This is a genomic window from Mycobacteriales bacterium (assembly GCA_035995165.1).
Lineage (GTDB): Bacteria > Actinomycetota > Actinomycetes > Mycobacteriales > CADCTP01 > CADCTP01.
Genome location: DASYKU010000048.1, coordinates 16,364 through 33,205, shown reverse-complemented (window position 1 = coordinate 33,205; position 16,842 = coordinate 16,364). Strand labels below are relative to the sequence as shown.

At 73.5% G+C, this 16,842-nt stretch carries 18 protein-coding genes and 2 pseudogenes; 14 read left to right on the top strand and 6 right to left on the bottom strand.

Features of this window, described 5'->3' with window-relative positions:
* The first annotated feature begins 17 nt into the window (after positions 1–17).
* The 3 genes from VGP36_07700 to VGP36_07690 all read left to right on the top strand — a co-directional run bounded on the left by VGP36_07700 (position 18) and on the right by VGP36_07690 (position 3,296).
* A complete protein-coding gene (locus tag VGP36_07700) occupies positions 18–1,169 on the top strand; it encodes an acyl-CoA desaturase (protein HEV7654605.1) in 1,152 nt (383 codons plus the stop codon).
* Positions 1,170–1,259: 90 nt separating this feature from the next.
* Positions 1,260–2,588 carry an alpha-amylase family protein gene (locus tag VGP36_07695; GenBank protein ID HEV7654604.1) on the top strand — a complete coding sequence of 443 codons (1,329 nt, stop codon included), beginning with the start codon at positions 1,260–1,262 and terminating at the stop codon, positions 2,586–2,588.
* A gap of 36 nt (positions 2,589–2,624) precedes the next feature.
* Complete coding sequence (locus VGP36_07690) at positions 2,625–3,296, top strand: phosphatase PAP2 family protein (protein ID HEV7654603.1); 672 nt, start codon at positions 2,625–2,627, stop codon at positions 3,294–3,296.
* 11 nt (positions 3,297–3,307) lie between these two features.
* Here VGP36_07690 and VGP36_07685 read toward each other — a convergent pair whose 3' ends face one another.
* Together VGP36_07685 and VGP36_07680 are read right to left on the bottom strand one after the other, a co-directional pair.
* The gene (locus VGP36_07685; protein HEV7654602.1) at positions 3,308–3,511 is read right to left on the bottom strand and encodes a hypothetical protein; all 204 of its coding nucleotides are present in this window, start codon (positions 3,509–3,511) and stop codon (positions 3,308–3,310) included.
* Positions 3,512–3,554: 43 nt separating this feature from the next.
* Positions 3,555–4,718, bottom strand: coding sequence for an acyl-CoA dehydrogenase family protein (locus VGP36_07680; GenBank protein ID HEV7654601.1), 1,164 nt, complete (start codon positions 4,716–4,718; stop codon positions 3,555–3,557).
* Positions 4,719–4,757: 39 nt separating this feature from the next.
* Here VGP36_07680 and VGP36_07675 point away from each other — a divergent pair.
* Both VGP36_07675 and VGP36_07670 read left to right on the top strand, forming a co-directional pair.
* Positions 4,758–4,901 (top strand): annotated as a pseudogene (locus tag VGP36_07675) (VOC family protein).
* Between the two features lie 52 nt (positions 4,902–4,953).
* Positions 4,954–5,118 carry a hypothetical protein gene (locus VGP36_07670; protein HEV7654600.1) on the top strand — a complete coding sequence of 55 codons (165 nt, stop codon included), beginning with the start codon at positions 4,954–4,956 and terminating at the stop codon, positions 5,116–5,118.
* Positions 5,119–5,203: 85 nt separating this feature from the next.
* Here VGP36_07670 and VGP36_07665 read toward each other — a convergent pair whose 3' ends face one another.
* Complete coding sequence (locus VGP36_07665) at positions 5,204–8,119, bottom strand: M36 family metallopeptidase (protein ID HEV7654599.1); 2,916 nt, start codon at positions 8,117–8,119, stop codon at positions 5,204–5,206.
* A gap of 255 nt (positions 8,120–8,374) precedes the next feature.
* Between VGP36_07665 and VGP36_07660 the strand changes: the two genes are divergently transcribed.
* From VGP36_07660 to VGP36_07635, 6 genes are all read left to right on the top strand, one after another.
* Positions 8,375–9,388 carry an aldo/keto reductase gene (locus VGP36_07660; protein ID HEV7654598.1) on the top strand — a complete coding sequence of 338 codons (1,014 nt, stop codon included), beginning with the start codon at positions 8,375–8,377 and terminating at the stop codon, positions 9,386–9,388.
* 105 nt (positions 9,389–9,493) lie between these two features.
* On the top strand, positions 9,494–9,808 hold the full coding sequence (locus tag VGP36_07655) for an STAS domain-containing protein (protein HEV7654597.1): 315 nt from the start codon (positions 9,494–9,496) through the stop codon (positions 9,806–9,808).
* A 100-nt stretch (positions 9,809–9,908) separates the two neighbouring features.
* Complete coding sequence (locus VGP36_07650) at positions 9,909–11,396, top strand: cytosine permease (protein ID HEV7654596.1); 1,488 nt, start codon at positions 9,909–9,911, stop codon at positions 11,394–11,396.
* 72 nt (positions 11,397–11,468) lie between these two features.
* Positions 11,469–12,308, top strand: a complete 840-nt coding sequence (locus VGP36_07645; GenBank protein ID HEV7654595.1) for a PHP domain-containing protein — start codon at positions 11,469–11,471, stop codon at positions 12,306–12,308.
* Complete coding sequence (locus VGP36_07640; protein ID HEV7654594.1) at positions 12,305–12,430, top strand: hypothetical protein; 126 nt, start codon at positions 12,305–12,307, stop codon at positions 12,428–12,430. The genes VGP36_07645 and VGP36_07640 overlap by 4 nt, the downstream gene beginning before the upstream one ends.
* A gap of 39 nt (positions 12,431–12,469) precedes the next feature.
* The gene (locus tag VGP36_07635) at positions 12,470–12,856 is read left to right on the top strand and encodes an MmcQ/YjbR family DNA-binding protein (protein HEV7654593.1); all 387 of its coding nucleotides are present in this window, start codon (positions 12,470–12,472) and stop codon (positions 12,854–12,856) included.
* 11 nt (positions 12,857–12,867) lie between these two features.
* On the opposite strand, the gene VGP36_07630 is transcribed toward VGP36_07635, so the two are convergent.
* Entirely contained in the window at positions 12,868–13,863 is a 996-nt protein-coding gene (locus tag VGP36_07630) for a phosphotransferase (GenBank protein ID HEV7654592.1), read from the bottom strand.
* Positions 13,864–13,935: 72 nt separating this feature from the next.
* Between VGP36_07630 and VGP36_07625 the strand changes: the two genes are divergently transcribed.
* Complete coding sequence (locus VGP36_07625) at positions 13,936–14,601, top strand: response regulator transcription factor (protein HEV7654591.1); 666 nt, start codon at positions 13,936–13,938, stop codon at positions 14,599–14,601.
* 152 nt (positions 14,602–14,753) lie between these two features.
* The gene (ygiD, locus tag VGP36_07620; GenBank protein HEV7654590.1) at positions 14,754–15,599 is read left to right on the top strand and encodes a 4,5-DOPA dioxygenase extradiol; all 846 of its coding nucleotides are present in this window, start codon (positions 14,754–14,756) and stop codon (positions 15,597–15,599) included.
* A 94-nt stretch (positions 15,600–15,693) separates the two neighbouring features.
* On the opposite strand, the gene VGP36_07615 is transcribed toward ygiD, so the two are convergent.
* Both VGP36_07615 and VGP36_07610 read right to left on the bottom strand, forming a co-directional pair.
* Positions 15,694–16,419 carry a GNAT family N-acetyltransferase gene (locus VGP36_07615; protein ID HEV7654589.1) on the bottom strand — a complete coding sequence of 242 codons (726 nt, stop codon included), beginning with the start codon at positions 16,417–16,419 and terminating at the stop codon, positions 15,694–15,696.
* A 30-nt stretch (positions 16,420–16,449) separates the two neighbouring features.
* Positions 16,450–16,578: a hypothetical protein gene (locus VGP36_07610; GenBank protein HEV7654588.1), complete on the bottom strand. Its 129-nt coding sequence runs from the start codon at positions 16,576–16,578 to the stop codon at positions 16,450–16,452.
* Between the two features lie 27 nt (positions 16,579–16,605).
* On the opposite strand from VGP36_07610, the pseudogene VGP36_07605 reads away from it, so the two are divergent.
* Positions 16,606–16,829 (top strand): annotated as a pseudogene (locus VGP36_07605) (VOC family protein).
* Positions 16,830–16,842: the final 13 nt, after the last annotated feature.

The following is a 16,842-nucleotide window of genomic DNA, read 5'->3' as shown; positions in this document are numbered from 1 at the left end:
AGATCCAAGGAGATTCGTTGACCGCCCTGCAGCACAAGGCCGACAACCCGACGGCGCACCTGAGCCGCGCCGACATCGAGACCCTCGGCCGGGAGCTGGACGCGATCCGGCAGCAGGTGCTCGGCAGCCGCGGGGAGACGGACGCCGCGTACATCCGGCGGATCATCCAGGTCCAGCGGTCGCTGGAGATGTCCAGCCGGATCGTGCTGCTGGCATCGCTGTTCCCGCCGGCCTGGCTGGCCGGGACGATCGGGCTGTCGGTGTCGAAGATCCTGGAGAACATGGAGATCGGCCACAACGTCATGCACGGTCAGTGGGACTGGATGCGGGACCCGAAGATCCACTCGACCACCTGGGAGTGGGACAACGTCTCGCCGGCCGCGCTCTGGAAGCACAGCCACAACGAGCTGCACCACACGTACACGAACGTGCTGGGCAAGGACAACGACCTCGGCTACGGCATCATGCGCGTGGACGAGGACCAGCGCTGGAGCCCGGTCCTGCTGCTGCAGCCGGTCTTCAACGCCGTGAACGCGCTCGTCTTCGAGTACGGCATCGCGGCGTACGACCTGGAGATCGGGAAGGTCCTCAAAGGACGGTCGGACAAGACCGTCTTCCGCAAGCACGCGAAGATGGCACTGCGCAAGATCGGCAAGCACGTCGCCCGGGACTACGTCGTGCACCCGCTGCTGTCCGGTCCGTCGGCGCTGGCGACCCTCGGCGCGAACGTCACCGCGAACGTCGTCCGCAACCTCTGGACGCACTCCGTCATCATGTGCGGGCACTTCCCCTCCGGCGTCGAGACGTTCACGAAGTCCTCGATCGACGGCGAGACCCGCGGCGACTGGTACCTGCGCCAGATGCTCGGCGCGGCCAACATCACCGGCAGCCCGTTCCTGCACCTGATGACGGGCAACCTGTCCTTCCAGATCGAGCACCACCTGTTCCCGGACCTGCCCAGCAACCGGTACCAGGAGATCGCCCCGCAGATCCGCGACCTCTTCGACCGGTACGGCCTGCGCTACACGACCGGCCCGCTGCCCAAGCAGGTCGCCTCGGCCTGGTGGAAGGTCATCCGCCTCTCGCTCCCGAACGACCTCGCCGCCCGCCTCACCACGGCGACCGAACCCGTGGCCGCCGCGCCGGCCCCGACGCCGGTCGCCGCCTGAGCGCGCCGGCCGCGACGCGCATCTCCGCCTGAGCGCGCCGGCCGCGGCGCGCATCTCCGCCTGAGCGCGCCGATCCGGTAGAACGGCACGATGACCGGACCGACCGGCTGGGTCGCGCACGCGATCTGGTGGCACGTCTACCCGCTCGGCTTCACCGGCGCCGAGCCGCGGCGGGACCCGGCCGCGCCGGTCGCGCACCGGCTCGGGCACCTGCAAGCCTGGCTGGACCACGTGCTGCGGCTGGGCGCGTCCGGGATCGCGCTCGGGCCGGTGTTCGCGTCCGGCACCCACGGTTACGACACCGAGGACCACTACCGGATCGACCCGCGGCTCGGCGACGACGCCGACTTCGACGCGTTCCTGGCCGCGGCGGCCGAGCGCGGGCTGCGAGTGCTGCTGGACGGGGTGTTCAACCACGTCGGACGCGACCATCCGGCGTTCCGGGCGGTGCTGGAGCAGGGCCCGTCCGCGCCGACGGCGGGCTGGTTCCGGCTGCGCTGGCCGGAGCCGGGCGCCGAGCCGGACTACGACGACTTCGAGGGGCATCACGACCTGGTCGCGCTGGACCACTCCAGCCCCGCGGTCGCCGGCTACGTCACCGACGTGATGACGCACTGGCTGGACCGGGGCGTGTCCGGCTGGCGGCTGGACGCCGCGTACGCGGTGCCGCCCGCCTTCTGGGCCGAGGTGACCGGCCGGGTCCGGGCCCGGCACCCCGGGGCGTACCTGATGGGGGAGGTCATCCAGGGTGACTACCCCGCCTTCGTGGCCGCGAGCGGGCTGGACTCGGTCACCCAGTACGAGCTCTGGAAGGCGGTCTGGAGCTCGCTGAACGACCGCAACTTCTGGGAGCTGGCACACGCGCTGCGGCGGCACGACGGCTACCTGGCGCACTTCGTGCCGTACACGTTCCTGGGCAACCACGACGTGACCCGGATCGCGAGCCGGCTGACCGAGCCGGCGTACCTGGAGCACGCGCTGGTCGTGCTCACCACCGTCGGCGGCACGCCGTCGATCTACGCCGGCGACGAGCACGCCTTCCGCGGCGTCAAGGAGGAACGAGAGGGCGGCGACGACGCGGTCCGGCCGCGGTTCCCGGCCACTCCGCAGGAGCTGTCGCCGGCCGGGCTGCCGACGTTCCACCTGCACCAGCAGCTGCTCGGGCTGCGCCGGGACCACGCCTGGCTGCACGCGGCCCGGACCGAGGTGCTCGACCTGGCCAACGAGACCATCTCGTACGCGTCGAGCGGGGCCGGGCGGCGGCTGGTCGTTGTCCTGTCCACGGCCGCCGAGGCGGCCACGGTGCCGGTCCCGGGCGGGGCGGCGGTCCTCGCGGGCGACGCGGAGGTCACCGCACCGGGCACGCCGGACGCGGGCGCCCGGGTGCGTCCCGGCGGCTGGGCCGTGCTGGCGGGCTGACGGCACTCACCGGTGGCCGCGCGCGTTGACCCGGGCATGGCGACTACCGCGGGGCTGCCGACAGCGCGGTGGCGGCCGTCCCGGCCGGCCGCGGCCGGGATCGGACTGGTCGCGGCGCTGGTCGTGCTGATCGGGCTGGAGGCGGCCGATGTCGTCATGCGCGGCCCCGACTCCGTCGTGCTGAACTGGATGCTGGCGCACCGCAGCGGCGGGCTGACGTCGCTGGCGGTCGCGGTCACCGACAGCGGGACCAGCCCGGTGCTGTTCCCGCTCGTCGCGGCCGCGGGCGTGCTGGTCTACCTGCGGACCGAGCGGTGGGCGCCGGGGCTGGCGGCGCTGGCGGTCGTGGTGGTCGGCGTGCTCAGCCGGCTCGGACTGGCCACGCTGGTCGGCGACGCCCGGCCGCCGTCGGCGGACCGGCTGGTCGCCGTCAGCGGGTTCAGCTTCCCGTCCGGGCACGCGGCGACCAGCGCGCTCGTGGCCGGCACGCTGGCCTGGCTGCTGAGCCTGCTGCTCCCGGGTCGCCCGGCCCGGGTCGTGATCGCGGCCGCGCTCGGGAGCTGGGCCGTCCTGGTCGGGCTGAGCCGGGTGTACCTCGGCGTGCACTGGGTCAGCGACGTGCTCGGCAGCTGGTTGCTCGCCGGCGCCTGGCTGGCCCTGCTGGTCGCGGTCGGTCTCCGCCTCGCCCGGCCGACCAGCCCGGCCTAGCCGGCGAACGGTCAGCACTGGCTGCCCGGGCCCTGGATCCGCTCGATGCCGATCGTCCGGGTGCGCAGCTCGGTCTCGCTGCGCCGCCGGTCGGCGCGCGCGTTGGTCGTGTCGACGCCGGAGTAGCGCGTCCCGCGGCGCTTGGCCCGCAGGTCGATCACGGCCATGCAGACCAGCGGGGCGGCGAGCACACCCAGGATTCCGAAGAACACCATGTCGCACCTCCGTGCCGAACGTGAGCCGGCGATACGCCGGTCCTCAGCCGAAGGCCGGGATGCCGGTGATCGCCCGGCCCATGATGAGCGTGTGGATCTCGTCGGTCCCCTCGTACGTGCGGACCGCCTCGAGGTTGTTCGCGTGCCGCAGCGGCGAGTGGTCGAGGGTGATCCCGTTGCCGCCGAGGACCGTCCGGGCCTGCCGGCAGACCTCGATCGCGGCCCGGACGTTGGCGAGCTTGCCGAAGCTGATCTGCTCCGGCCGCAGGGTGCCGGCGTCCTTCAGCCGCCCGGTGTGCAGGGCGACCAGCTGCCCGCGCTGGATCTCCAGCACCATCTCGACCAGCTTCTGCTGGGTCAGCTGGAACGCCGCGATCGGGACGTCGAACTGCCGCCGCTCCAGCGCGTACGCCAGCGCGGTCCGGTACGCGTCCCGGGCCGCTCCCAGCGCGCCCCACATGATCCCGTACCGGGCCTCGTTGAGGCAGGTGAAGGGGCCGCGCAGGCCGGTGACGCCGGGCAGCACCGCGTCGGCGGGCAGCCGGACGCCGGTCAGCGTCACGTCGCACTGGATGGACGCGCGCATCCCGAGCTTGGGCTCGATCGGGGTGGCGGCGAAGCCGGGGGAGTCGGCCGGCACCACGAACCCGCGGATGCCGTCCTCGGTCCGGGCCCAGATCACCGCGATGTCTGCGATGGACGCGAGCCCGATCCAGCGCTTGGCCCCGTCGAGCACCCAGTCCGCCCCGTCCCGGCGGGCCCGGGTCGTCATCGAGCCGGGGTCGCTGCCGGAGTCGGGCTCGGTCAGCCCGAAGCAGCCGATCAGCTCCCCGGCCGCCATCCCCGGCAGCCAGCGCTGCTTCTGCTCCTCCGAGCCGAATGCGTGGATCGCGGTCATGGTCAGCGAGCCCTGGACGCTGACGAACGTGCGCAGCCCGGAGTCGCCGGCCTCCAGCTCCAGCGCGGCCAGGCCGTAGTCGACGGCGCTGCGGCCGGCGCAGCCGTAGCCGGTCAGCTGCATGCCGAGCAGGCCGAGCGCGCCGAGCTCGGTGGTGAGCTCGCGCGGGAAGTACGCGGCCTCGTACCAGCCGGCGATGTGCGGGCGGACCCGCTCGTCGACGAACCCGCGCACCCGCGCCCGCCAGGCCCGCTCGTCGGCGGAAAGCAGTCCGTCCAGGTCCAGGAAATCCTCAGCGAGCTCGGTCACCACCGCATTCAACCCGACGGCCGTGGTAGGGACACCCGCATGGCGACGCTCTGGACGCTCGGCCGCGATGCCGACGACCCGCACCGGATCGCGGCCTTCTGGGCCGAGGCCCTCGGCTACGTGCCCGAGCCCGGGTACGACGAACCGGACGGTGCCTCGCTCGTCGACCCGGACGGCACCGGGCCCGCGATCAGCTTCCTGCGGGTCCCCGAGGGCAAGACGGCGAAGAACCCGGATGCACATCGACATCCGGGTCGCCGGGGAACCGCCGTGGGACCTGGCCGAGCGGGAGACGCTGATCCGCGCGAAGGCGGCCGAGCTCGCCGCCGCCGGCGCGACGATCGTCGGCACCGAGTCGTCTGACGCGCACCGGCGGCGACCCCTGAGGGCCGCCGTCTGACGCGCACCGGCGGCGACCCCCTGGAGGGCCGCCGCCGGTGCGCGACGGGCTGTGGCGGCGGCCCGGCCGAGCCGCCGCCGGCTGACTACCGGCTGAAGGCCTGGAACTCCGCCACCCGGACCTGGGTCCGGAACGTGCTGTTGGCGGAGCAGTCCGTGGCCGCCGCCGGGTCGGCGTCCTGCTCACCGGCGTACAGCGGGTTGCCGGTGCACTGGCTGTTCAACACCCGCAGCCGCAGCGCGGTGGCCTTGGTCGGCGGGATGCTGAACTGGCGCAGGTTCAGGTCCGGCGCCACCGGGCGGAACGCCTCGGCCGGGAACGCGTTGGCCGGGCTGGTGAACACCGGGGTGAAGCCGGCGTCCGTCGAGCAGTCCGCCACGGCCGCGTTGCAGGCCAGGATCTGGAACGAGCGCAGCGCGCTGAACCTGTTCTGCGTGCCCGGGTCGGCCGCGTCGCCGATGTCCGGCCGGAGCAGCGCGGACACGTTGAGCGAGCTGACCGTCTGCGCCGCGGTGCCGGCCAGGTCGATCGTGACCTGCTTGCCGGCGACCCCGTCCAGGGACGCCCAGTCGGTCGCCTCGGTGTCGTCGGCGATCGCGCTGAGGTTCACGCCGTCACCGGTGACCGTCGCGCCCGACGCCGTGGAGGCGAGGTTGCGCGGCAGGTTCAGCGGCAGCGTCGACGTCCGGCCGCCGATGAACTGCGTGGTGAACCGGCGGGCGCCGAAGCCCGGCCCGGCCGCCACGAACGTGAACTGCTGCCCCGGCACGATCTGGAACGTGTCCGGGATCGCGGTCTCCGGGTCGGTGTCGGCGATCGGGACCGAGCGGGCCTCGTAGTCGCCGACGTAGAGCCGGATCGCCGCGCCGGCCGAGTCGCCGGTCGGCAGCAGCGTCACGGTCGCGTTGTTCGCGAACGGCGAGGCGAAGCTCGGCGTCGCGTCGGTGTCGTTGGCCGTGTTCGTGCTGGCGTCCTGGCCCATGCCGGCCGCGGAGAACGCGTTCCAGATGATGTCCTGGTTGGCGCCGCCGAAGCGGACCAGGTCGGCCGCGAGCATGTTGTCGCGCATGTCCAACATGGACACCGAGCTGGCCGACTGGAGCAGGAACGAGTCGAACATCAGCTGGATCCAGCGCCGGTTGCCCGGGCAGGACGCGACGTTCGTACGGCCCTCGGCGCAGGACAGCTGCAGCGACGGGGTGCCGCTGCCGTACCGGTTCACGAACGCCTGGCGGACCTTGAAGTTCGTGGCCGACCAGATCTCGCCGTCCGCGTGCACCTCGGGGCCGACGAGGTCGAAGCCGAGGTCCGAGTAGTTCAGCGGGTTCTTGGAGATGTCGTAGTCGCGGATGCCGCGGTCGAGGTTGCCGGTGACGTACCCGCCCTCGACGAAGGCGGTGTTGCCCGGCGCCCGGAACCCGTTCTCCAACAGGTACTCGGTCGCGTCCAGGTCGCCCCAGGACTCGCCCATCGAGCCGCCCTGGAAGCCGGAGATGCCGGCGTCCGGGCCGGCGATCATCCGGTTGGTGATCGCGTGCGTGTACTCGTGCCCGATCACGGTCATGTCGTAGTCGCCGTCGACGCAGGGCGGGTACGCCGCCCCGGCCTGCGGCTGCCAGAGGAACATGTTCGTGGTCGGCGGCAGCCCGTCGCGCGGGGTGCCCTGGTTGGCGTTGTTGCGGCTGCCGCCCAGCGCGTTGGACTGGGCCCGGCCCTGCTCGGCGTCCACGCCGAGACCGTCGCCGCTCACGTTGACCTGCTGCAGGTTCCAGGCCGCCTCGGTGAAGCCGAGCTGCGCGGCGAAGTCGTGCATCCGGTTGTGCATCGCGAACAGGTTCGCGGTCGCGGCGTCGGCGTCGTTGCGCTGCGGCGAGGTGAACGTGGCCGGGTTGCAGCGGGCCACGTGCCACTGGTCGGTGAACGGGTACTGGTTGTAGTTGCGGTCCGGCCGCGGCGTCGCGTTGGTCTGCGGGGTGCCGTTGCCCAGGCTGAGCACGTCGTTGGACGAGTTGCCCTGGGTGGTGAAAGTCGGCTGGCCGGTGGCCACGTTGAGGTCCCAGGCCCCGCCCGTCACCGGGTCGCTGACCGCCTTCGCGCAGCCGGCGGTCGGCGTCAGGCACCAGGTCACCCGACTGTCCACACCGGACGCCGTGTTCGCCGGCGGCGGGCTGGCCGGGAACACCGCCCACTTCGGGTTGTCGGAGTCGAAGTCGACCTGATCCTCCCGGACGAGCACCGCGCCGGTGACCCCGTCCACGTACGTCTGGTACGCCTGCGGCCGGTCCGGGTCGGGCGCGACGAGGTCCACCTCGTACGCGGCCCGCGGGCCCTGCGGGGTCGGCACGGCGACTGCGCGCACGGTGCTGGTGGCCTTGCCGGCCGGGATCTTGACGTCGGCCAGCGCGGCCGTCCTCGCCTGGGCCGCGGTCAGCGTGGCCGGTGCGGGCGCCGCGGTCGAGCGGGACAGCGTGCTGGTCACCCGGACGACCTTGCCGCCGGTCACGGCGATGGCGACGAGGCCGTCCCGTCCGGCCGGCAGGGTGCCGAACCTCTGCTGCAGCAGCACGACCGAGCCGGCGCCGAGCGGGCTGACCGCCAGCGTGGTCAGGCCGTCGACGGCCTTGGCGTCCAGGCCGAACAGGGCGGTGTTGCGGGTGAGATATTGCTTCGCCGCGGTCACGGCGTCGGTCGACAGGCCGGTCGCGAGCGTGCCCGGGCCGAGTGCGGCCGGGGTGCCGAACCGGTTCCAGCTGACCTTCGCCGCCATCCGGGCGGCCGCGGCCGCCTGTCCGGTGGTCGGTGCCATCGACCCGGTCCGGTGGTCGACGTCGCCCGGCCCGGCCAGGTTCGTCGCGACGAGCGGGTCGCCCGCCGCCGCCGTCCCGGCCGGCGCCGCGGACGCGACCCCGTTCCCGGTGGCCGCGCCGAGCACGACCACCGCCACCCCGATCACGGCGGAGCCGACGCGTGTTCGCGTCGCCCACCCCCCAGCTCTGCGCACTGCTCCTCCTCATCGCCCGGATCACGGGCAGGACGGATCGGTCGAACCGCGCAGACAGCACCGGTTCGACAGAAGTGAGCGGTAACCCAACCTCGTACTAACAGACCTTCAGACCATGGGGCAACCGGCCCCACCCGTCTGGCCGAACGGCGGTGTCTCCCTGCAACCACCCGGACCAAATTCGGCCCATCCGGAATGCCAACCGGACGATCCTCCGTTTAGGCCGGCACCAGAGCGACCACGGAAGAAGGCGGCATGGAACGACGTACGCTCGGCGCGACCGGCATCTCGGTGAGCACGTTCGCGCTCGGCACGATGATGTTCGGGTCCTTCGGCAACCCCGACCACGACGACTCGATCCGGATCATCCGGCGGGCGCTGGACGGCGGGATCAATCTCGTGGACACCGCGAACCTCTACTCCGGCGGGGAGTCGGAGGAGATCGTCGGCAAGGCCCTCGCCGGCCGGCGGGACGAGGTCGTGCTGGCCACGAAGTTCGCGATGCCGGTGGGCGCGGACGCCAACGACGCGGGCGGCTCCCGGCGGCACATCGTGCGCGCGCTGGAGGACTCGCTGCGCCGGCTCGGCACCGACCACGTCGACCTCTACCAGATGCACCGGCCCGACTACGACACCGATCTGGACGAGACCCTGGCCGCCCTGAGCGACCTCCTCGCCCAGGGCAAGGTCCGCGCGATCGGCCACTCGACGTACCCGGCGGAGCGGATCGTCGAGGCCCAGTGGGTGGCGGCCGAGCGCGGGCACCACCGGTTCCGCACCGAGCAGCCGCGGTACTCGGTCTTCAACCGGACCATCGAGCGGGCCGTCCTGCCCACCACCCAGAAGTACGGGATGGGCGTGCTCACCTACGGCCCGCTCAACAGCGGCTGGCTGTCCGGGCGGGCCGACCCGACCTCGGGGTTCCGGACCGGGTCCGCTCCGCACGTCTTCGATCAGGCCGATCCGGCCAACCGGGCCAAGCTGGAGGCCGTACGGGCGCTGGAGAAGGTGGCCGGCGAGGCCGGGCTGAGCCTCGCCCACCTGGCCACCGCGTTCCCGGTCGCGCACCCGGCGGTGACCTCGGTGATCATCGGGCCGCGCACGATGGCGCACCTGGAGGACACGCTCGCGGGCGCCGACGTCCGGCTCACTGGGGACGTGCTCGACCGGATCGACGAGATCGTGGCGCCGGGCACCGAGCTCAACCCGATCGACATGTACCGGGCCGATCCGCCCGCGATGCTCGAGAAGTCTCTGCGCCGCCGCTGACGGGGTGGCCGGACGCGGTCGTCGGCGCGATCTCTGGCGCATGAACGGTGACCTGTGGTAGCTCTGGGCAGCTAGGTAGGCCGGGATCGAACCTGTGAGGCCGCCATGGGACTGACGGTCGGACGGACATCAGCGCCCGACGGCGAGTACGTCGTCGTCGCGGGCGAGGTCGACATCGAGACGGCCCCGCAGCTGCGCAGCGCGCTCGCCGCCGCGGTCGGGACGGGCGCCGCCTCGGTCGTGATCGACCTCGCGGCGGTGACGTACCTGGACTCGTCCGGGTTGTCGGTCCTCGTCTCGGCGCACCAGCGGGCCCGGGCCCAGGGGAGCACGCTGTGCCTGTGCAACCCGTCCGAGCGGGTGCGGTCCCTGCTGAGGATCACCGGCCTGGACACGGTCCTGCAGCTCGACCCCGCCTGAGCGGACCCTCGGATCCGCTCAACCGGCGTTGAACCGGGATTGAAGCGGGTCGACGGACGCTGCGTCCATCGACACCGGACATCCCACCCAGGAGCGCCGCATGACCACCGTCACCGCAGTCCCGGACCACACCCCGGCCGGGACGGCCGACCCCCATACCCCCGTACCCACCACCGCCGGGCCCACCACCGCCGGGCCCACCACCGCAGGGCCCACCACCGCCGGGTCCGCCACCCCGGGCCGTCGCCGGGGCCGCAAGGCCGTCAGCGTCGAGGCCGGCGGCGCCGAGCCGATCGCGCTGTCGGCGCGGCACGGCCGGCCGTTCCAGCAGGCCCTCATGTGGACCTCCCCGAACATGGAGTTCGCGACCGTGTTCGTCGGCGCCCTCGGGGTGCTGGTGTTCGGGCTGAGCTTCTGGACCGCGGTCGCCGCGATCGTGCTCGGCAACGCCCTCGGCGCACTGTTCCACGGCCTGCTCGCGACCTGGGGCCCGCAGACCGGGCTCGGGCAGATGGCGCTGGGGCGCAAGGCGTTCGGCTTCTGGGGCAACCTGCTGCCGGCCGGGTTCAACTCGATCCTCGGCGGGATGGGGTGGCTCGCGGTCAACAGCGTCAGCGGCGCGCTGGCACTGTCCACATTGGCCCACTGGAACCCGTACCTGTGCCTGGTCATCGCGATGTCGATCACGCTGACGATCGCGTTCTTCGGTCACGACGCGGTGCAGGCGCTGGAGCGGTTCGCGTTCCCGGTGCTCACCGTGGTCTTCGCGGTCGGCGTCGTGCTGGTGATGCTGAAGACGAACCCGTCGGCCGCGCACCACGCGACGCCGGGCGCCTTCTGGATCGTGTTCGGCGCGTCCTTCGGCTACACCGGCGGCTGGATGGTCAATGCCGCGGACTACGCCCGCTACCTGCGTCCCGACCAGGCCCGCAAGGCCGGGTTCTTCGCCGGGCTGGGCAACTTCACCTCCTCCACGGTCCTGCAGATCGCCGGCGCCGCGGCCGTCACCGCGGTCGGCGTGAGCAGCTTCGACAGCTCCGACCCGGTCTCCTCGTACGCCTCGCTGCTGCCGGGCTGGCTCGGGCAGCTGACCCTGGCCGCGGTCTTCCTCGGCGCCCTGTCGGCGAACTCGCTGAACCTCTACTCCAGCGCGCTGTCCTTCGCCGCGATGGGCATCAGCCTGCCGACCCGGTTCGCCCGGGCGATCATCGCGCTGGTCATCGGGTTCGTGGCGCTGGCCCTGGCGCTGGCGGTGCTGAAGGACACCTCGTCGTTCGGGGACTTCCTGCTGGTCACCGCGTACTGGATCGGGCCGTGGCTGGGCGTCGTGCTCGCCGACCGGCTGCTGAACAAGCCGCAGGGCGACGTGCTGGCCACGCTGACCGACCGCGGTCACCGCAACTGGGCCGGCCCGATCTCGATGGTCGTCGCCGGGGTCGTCTCGATCGCGCTGTTCTGCAACCAGACCGCGTACGTCGGCCTGCTGGCCCGCTCCCACCCGGGCCTCGGCGACCTCACCTTCGAGGTCGGCATCGCCCTCGCCTTCGGCCTGTACGCCCTGCTGCGGCCGGTCTTCGCCCGCCGCTGACCTTCGCCACCCGCACCCCCGGCGCGCTGGCGCCGGGGGTGCCGCGCGTCCCGCTCCGGGTAGGGGTCGGGCATGGCGATGCCCGCGGACGGCCATGTGCACAGCGAGTGGTCCTGGGACGCGCCGCTCGGCTCGATGGAGCGGACCTGCGCGCGCGCCGTCGAGCTGGGGCTGCCCGCGGTCGCGTTCACCGAGCACGCCGACCACACCGCCTGGACGGTCCGGCCGGAGGACGTCGGCGGGCACGAGCACCTGCTGCGGTGGGTCGGACCTTCCGGCGAGCTGACGCCGCCGCGGCTGGACGCCGCCGGCTACCTGGAGTGCGTGCAACGCTGCCGGGACCGGTTCCCGGACCTGGTCGTGCTGAGCGGCATGGAGGTGGGCGAGCCGCACTGGCACGGTGCGGCGGTCGCGAGCCTGCTCGCCGCCGGGCGGTTCGACCGGGTGCTCGGCTCGCTGCACTGCCTGGCGATCGGCGAGCGGTACGCCGAGCCGCCGGAGATGTTCCGGCACCAGCCCGCGGCCGAGGCGATGCGCGACTACCTGGCCGAGATCGTCCGGCTGATCACCGGCTCCGACGTGTTCGCGGTGCTGGCCCACATCGACTACCCGGTCCGGTACTGGCCGGCGACGGCCGGGCCGTTCGAGCCGGCCGCGTTCGAGGACGAGTTCCGGTACGCGCTGTCGGTCCTGGCCGGCACCGGCCGGGCGCTCGAGGTCAACACCCGGGTGCCGCTGCACCCGCAGATCGTGCGGTGGTGGCGGGAGGAGGGCGGCGACGCGGTCGCCTTCGGCAGCGACGCCCACGAGCCGCTCGCCCTCGCCGACGGGCTCGCGGACGCGGCCGCGATGGTCGAGGCGCAGGGCTTCCGGGCCGGGCGCCACCCGTACGACGTCTGGATCAGGGGGTGAGGACGATCCGCTGGTCGCTGCCGGTGTCCTTCCAGGCGGGCCGCCTCGTCGCCCCGCTGACCGCCCGCCTCGGCGCGGCCGACCGACGCCGACTCGGATCCCTGCTCGGCCGCCCGCTCTGACGGCCGGAACTGTCGGAGGGGGCGGGCAGGATCCGGGCCGTGGACGTCTTCGCGACCGGGCTGGTCTGGGCCCGGCAGGTCTGTCTGGCGCTGCCCGACGCGTACGAGGAGGAGGCCTGGGCCGGGACGCGGTGGATGGTGCGCCGGCGCACGTTCGCGCACCTGGTCGAGATCGTCGACGGATACCCGGCGGCGTTCTCGGCGGCCGCGGGCACCCGCGGACCGGCCACCCTCGTGACGCTGCGGCCGGACCCGGCCGAGCTCGCGGCCGTGCTGGCCGGGCCGGCGTCCTTCGGCCCGCTCTGGAACCGCGGGGACGTGGGCATCCGCCTCGACCTGCACCCGGACTGGGACGAGGTCGCCGAGCTGCTCCTGGACAGCTACCGGCAGCGGGCCCCCAAGGCCCTCCTCCACCGCCTCGACTGACCGGTCGCGGGTCAGCCGGCGAGCCAGCGCCGGGCGAGCAGGCGGGTCCGCCGGACCACTCGGTCGAGACCGTCCGGATGCTGGAACCGGGCGTACGCGGGCCACTCGGCGAGGAACACCGTGAGCTCCTCGGCCAGGACCGCCCGCCCGAGCACGGCCCGATCGCACCCGCGCGCGGTCGCGTACGCGTCGAGCAGGTCCGGCGGGACGACCGACCCGGAGGGCGTGGCCCGGACGCTGAGGAAGGCGAGGTCGGCCGAGGGCCGGCCGACGCCGGTCGACTGCCAGTCGCAGAAGGTCAGCGACCCGCCGTCGTGCAGCAGGTTGGCCGCGTGGCAGTCGCCGTGGGTGCGGACCGGCGGCAGCGCGGTCGTCGCCGCCCGCAGCCGCGCCCCGTCCGCGACGAGATCGTCCAACCCCGGAAGCCGCCCGGCCCAGAACCCGGTGTCCGCCGTGGATGGCCCCCCGCCCCCCGACCCACGGCGCGGAGCGGCCGAGTCCCTCCGGGTCCCACCCGGGTCCCCCGACCAGCGGCGGGCGACGGCCGGGTCCCCTGAGCCGCGGCGCAGAGCGGCCGGGTCCCGGGCGGCCCAGTACGGGTCGGCCGGGAGCGGGGCGTCGTGCAGGGCGGCCAGGTCCCGGCCGAGCCGCGCCCACAGGCCCGGTGACCACGAGCCGGCCTCGACCGGCCGGCCGGCCGCGCCGAGCAGGATCGCGACGCCTTCCGCGTCGTCGAGGAACCCGAGCAGCGGCGGCGTCCGTACCGGCGTGGTCGGCGCGAGCTCCCGGTAGAACCGCAGCTCCCGGCGGCCCGCCGCGAGCCCGGGCCCGGCCGTGGTGGTCTTCAGGTAGGCCGGATCCCCGGCCGCCGTCCGGACGGACCGGACACCGGCGCCGGAGCCGCCGGGGGACTCCGCACCGGAGAGGGCGGCCCGGAACTCGCCCAGCGCCCGCGCAAGCAGATCGCCGGGCGGGTCGGTACCTCTGCCCGGGTGATGTTCGTACATGTCCGAATGGACAGTAGACGGCCGCCCGGCCCGTCCCGGAGCATCCTTGCCACCGCTTGGGTGGAGGGGCACATGATCAACGCAGACGGTGCCGGCCACCGCCCGCGACGTGTGCTGATCGTCGACCACAATGCCGCGTTCGCCAGCCGGCTCCGGCTCGCCCTGACCGGCGTGGCCGACCTGGAGTGCGTCGGCGCCGCGTGCACCGCGGCCCAGGCGTACCCGGTGGTGGAGCGGACCGCCCCGGACGTCGTCGTGATCGACATGATGCTGCGCGGGCGCACCGGGCTGGCGCTGATCCGGCGGCTGCGGACCGAACACGGGCACCTCGCGCTGGTCGTCACCTCGACCTCGCCCGACCTGGGCAAGCTGATGGCCGCGACGGTCGCCGGCGCCAACGGGTTCGCGCCGAAGAAGGGCGCGACCGAGGAGCTGCTGTCGGTGCTGCGCTCGGCCCGCCCGGGGGCGATGTCGATCGCGCCGTCCCTGCTGCCGGCCGCCCGCGCGGGGGTGACGGACTGGTACCCGGGCCGGCTCACCGCCCGCGAGTCGCACGTCCTGGAGCTGCTGAGCCGCGGCGCCGGCGCCGCGGAGATCGCCCGGATCCTGACCATCTCGCCGGTCACCGCCCTCAGCCACCTCCGTTCCATCCGCGGCAAGCTCGGCGTGAGCACCGGGCCGGACGCGGTCGACCGGGCCCGGCAGCTGGGGCTGCTCGACCCGGCGCGGATCGCCTGAGCCGGGCTCGGCGGGGAGACTGAGCCGGGTTCGGCGGGGAGACCGAGCCGGGTTCGGCGGGGAGAGCTGAGCCGGTCGCGACCCGGGTAGGACCGACCGCGTCAGGGATCGACGGCGAAGGGCGCACGATGACGGCGAGCCCCGCGGGGACGATGCCGGCGGCCTTCCTCGGGCACGGCAACCCGATGAACGCGCTGGAGGTCAACCGCTACACCTCGGCCTGGAAGGCGTTCGGCCAGGCCGTGCCGCGACCGCGGGCGATCCTCGTGATCAGCGCCCACTGGTACATCAACGCCACCGCGGTGACCGCGATGCCGCGTCCGCGCACCATCCACGACTTCTACGGCTTCCCGCCGGAGCTGTTCGACGTGCAGTACCCGGCGCCCGGCCTGCCGGACCTGGCCGCCGAGATCAGCGACGTCGTGCACCCGACCTGGGTCGGCGCGGACGTCGACAGCTGGGGGATCGACCACGGCACCTGGTCGGTCCTGGTGCACGCGTTCCCGGACGCGTCGATCCCGGTCGTGCAGCTGAGCATCAACGCCGACAAGCCGCTGGACTACCACCTGGAGCTCGGGGCGACGCTGGCGCCGCTGCGGGAGCGCGGCGTGCTCGTGATCGCCAGCGGCAACGTCGTGCACAACCTGCGCGGGATGGACTGGGACCTCGCCGAGGACGGGTACGACTGGGCCCGCCGCTTCGACGAGGACGCCAAGGCCCGGATGCTCACCGATCCGACCGAGTTCGCGACGCTGGACGCGCACCGCGACTTCCGGCACGCGGTCCCGACCCCGGACCACTTCATCCCCGCGCTCTACCTGGCCGGGCTGGCCGGGACGACGGCGGCGCCGGACACCGACGTCCTCATCGACGGCTACCAGTACGGGTCGCTGTCGATGACGGCCTACACGCTCGGCCTGACCTGCCCGGCCCCGGGCGCCCCTGACGGCACCTGCGCCCCGCCGCCCGGACTCCCGGCCGACGCCTCCAACATCTAGGGTGTGTGTCTCTCAACTGGCGGTGGATGACGCCACCGGCGCCGGTGGCGGTGGATGACGCCACCGGCGCTGCCAGGCAGTTGAGAGACACGCCCTAGCGCCGGACGTACTCGAGGATGCGGCCGAGGTCGCGGAAGCCGACCGCGGCGTAGACCCGCTCGGCCATCGGGGTCGACTGCAGGCTCGCTGTCGTGCAGCCGCGGTCGCGGGCCTGGTGGACCTGCGCGGCCGTGATCGCGGTGCCGAGACCGCGCCGCCGGGCCGCCTCGACGGTCCCGACGTTGTAGATCCCGCAGTCGCCCGCGGCGTCGTAGGCCAGCGCGGCCGACAGGATCGCGCCCTGCTCCCGGGCAGCCAGGACGTGCAGCGCCGCGTGGTCGCCGTCGCGGAGGAAATCCGGGTCCAGCCCCTCGTACGCCAGGTAGTCCGCCCAGGACGCCGGTCCGAACGGGAGCTCCGGCCGGGGCACCCGGATCTCGTCGAGCGCGAGGCCCATGGCCCGGGTCGTGGTGTCCAGGACGTACCCGCGGCGCTCCAGCTCGGCCCGGACGACCGGGTCGCTCTCGTGCGTCCAGGCGGCGAAGGCGGTCACGCCGGCCTCCGCGTAGACGGCTTCCATCGCGTCCACGGCCGCGGCCGGCGCGCCGGGGGAGAGCAGCGCGTTGTTGTAGAACTCGCGCTCCGGCCCGGACGGGAAGACCGCCACGGCGACGCCGGGGAGCCGTTCCAGCGCGGCCGACTTCGCGGCCCGGGCGTACTCCCCCCAGGCGGCGAGCATCGTGTCGGTCCCGCGGCGGTAGAGATCGAGGTCGGTCATCATGCCGGCTCAGTGTCGCGAACCCGCGCGGCGTTACAGCGGCCCGTCGCCCCGGACGAGGGCGAGCAGGCCGGCGTAGTCCTCGCCGCAGGGCGAGCAGGCGTGCAGGTGCACGGCGCTGCCGGGGAAGCGCTGGTCCGGGTCCTCGCCCGCGGCGACCATCTCGGCGTTCGGCCCGGGCGCGGCCGAGCCGGCCGCAGCGTGATCATCGAGTTCGTGGTCGACGACGTCGACCGGCTGTACGCCGACCTGACCGGACAGCTCGACGGCCTGTCATGGCGCCGACCACGATGCCCTGGGGCAACCGGTCGCTCCTGATCCGCGACCCGGACGGCAACCTCGTCAACCTCTTCACCCCGATCACCCCGACGCCAAGCAGAAGTTCACCCGCTGACCCCGGCTCGGCGAGGTAGGAAGGCTTCCGCG

What these genes read in the sequence shown, in the direction of transcription:
- VGP36_07660 (HEV7654598.1), top strand. Translation starts at nt 8,375, where the DNA reads ATGGAACGACGTACGCTCGGCGCGACCGGCATCTCGGTGAGCACGTTC.
- VGP36_07670 (HEV7654600.1), top strand. Translation starts at nt 4,954, where the DNA reads ATGCACATCGACATCCGGGTCGCCGGGGAACCGCCGTGGGACCTGGCC.
- VGP36_07615 (HEV7654589.1), bottom strand. Translation starts at nt 16,419, where the DNA reads ATGATGACCGACCTCGATCTCTACCGCCGCGGGACCGACACGATGCTC.
- VGP36_07695 (HEV7654604.1), top strand. Translation starts at nt 1,260, where the DNA reads ATGACCGGACCGACCGGCTGGGTCGCGCACGCGATCTGGTGGCACGTC.
- VGP36_07685 (HEV7654602.1), bottom strand. Translation starts at nt 3,511, where the DNA reads ATGGTGTTCTTCGGAATCCTGGGTGTGCTCGCCGCCCCGCTGGTCTGC.
- VGP36_07610 (HEV7654588.1), bottom strand. Translation starts at nt 16,578, where the DNA reads ATGGTCGCCGCGGGCGAGGACCCGGACCAGCGCTTCCCCGGCAGCGCC.
- VGP36_07645 (HEV7654595.1), top strand. Translation starts at nt 11,469, where the DNA reads ATGGCGATGCCCGCGGACGGCCATGTGCACAGCGAGTGGTCCTGGGAC.
- VGP36_07630 (HEV7654592.1), bottom strand. Translation starts at nt 13,863, where the DNA reads ATGTACGAACATCACCCGGGCAGAGGTACCGACCCGCCCGGCGATCTG.
- VGP36_07690 (HEV7654603.1), top strand. Translation starts at nt 2,625, where the DNA reads ATGGCGACTACCGCGGGGCTGCCGACAGCGCGGTGGCGGCCGTCCCGG.
- ygiD (HEV7654590.1), top strand. Translation starts at nt 14,754, where the DNA reads ATGCCGGCGGCCTTCCTCGGGCACGGCAACCCGATGAACGCGCTGGAG.
- VGP36_07625 (HEV7654591.1), top strand. Translation starts at nt 13,936, where the DNA reads ATGATCAACGCAGACGGTGCCGGCCACCGCCCGCGACGTGTGCTGATC.
- VGP36_07655 (HEV7654597.1), top strand. Translation starts at nt 9,494, where the DNA reads ATGGGACTGACGGTCGGACGGACATCAGCGCCCGACGGCGAGTACGTC.
- VGP36_07650 (HEV7654596.1), top strand. Translation starts at nt 9,909, where the DNA reads ATGACCACCGTCACCGCAGTCCCGGACCACACCCCGGCCGGGACGGCC.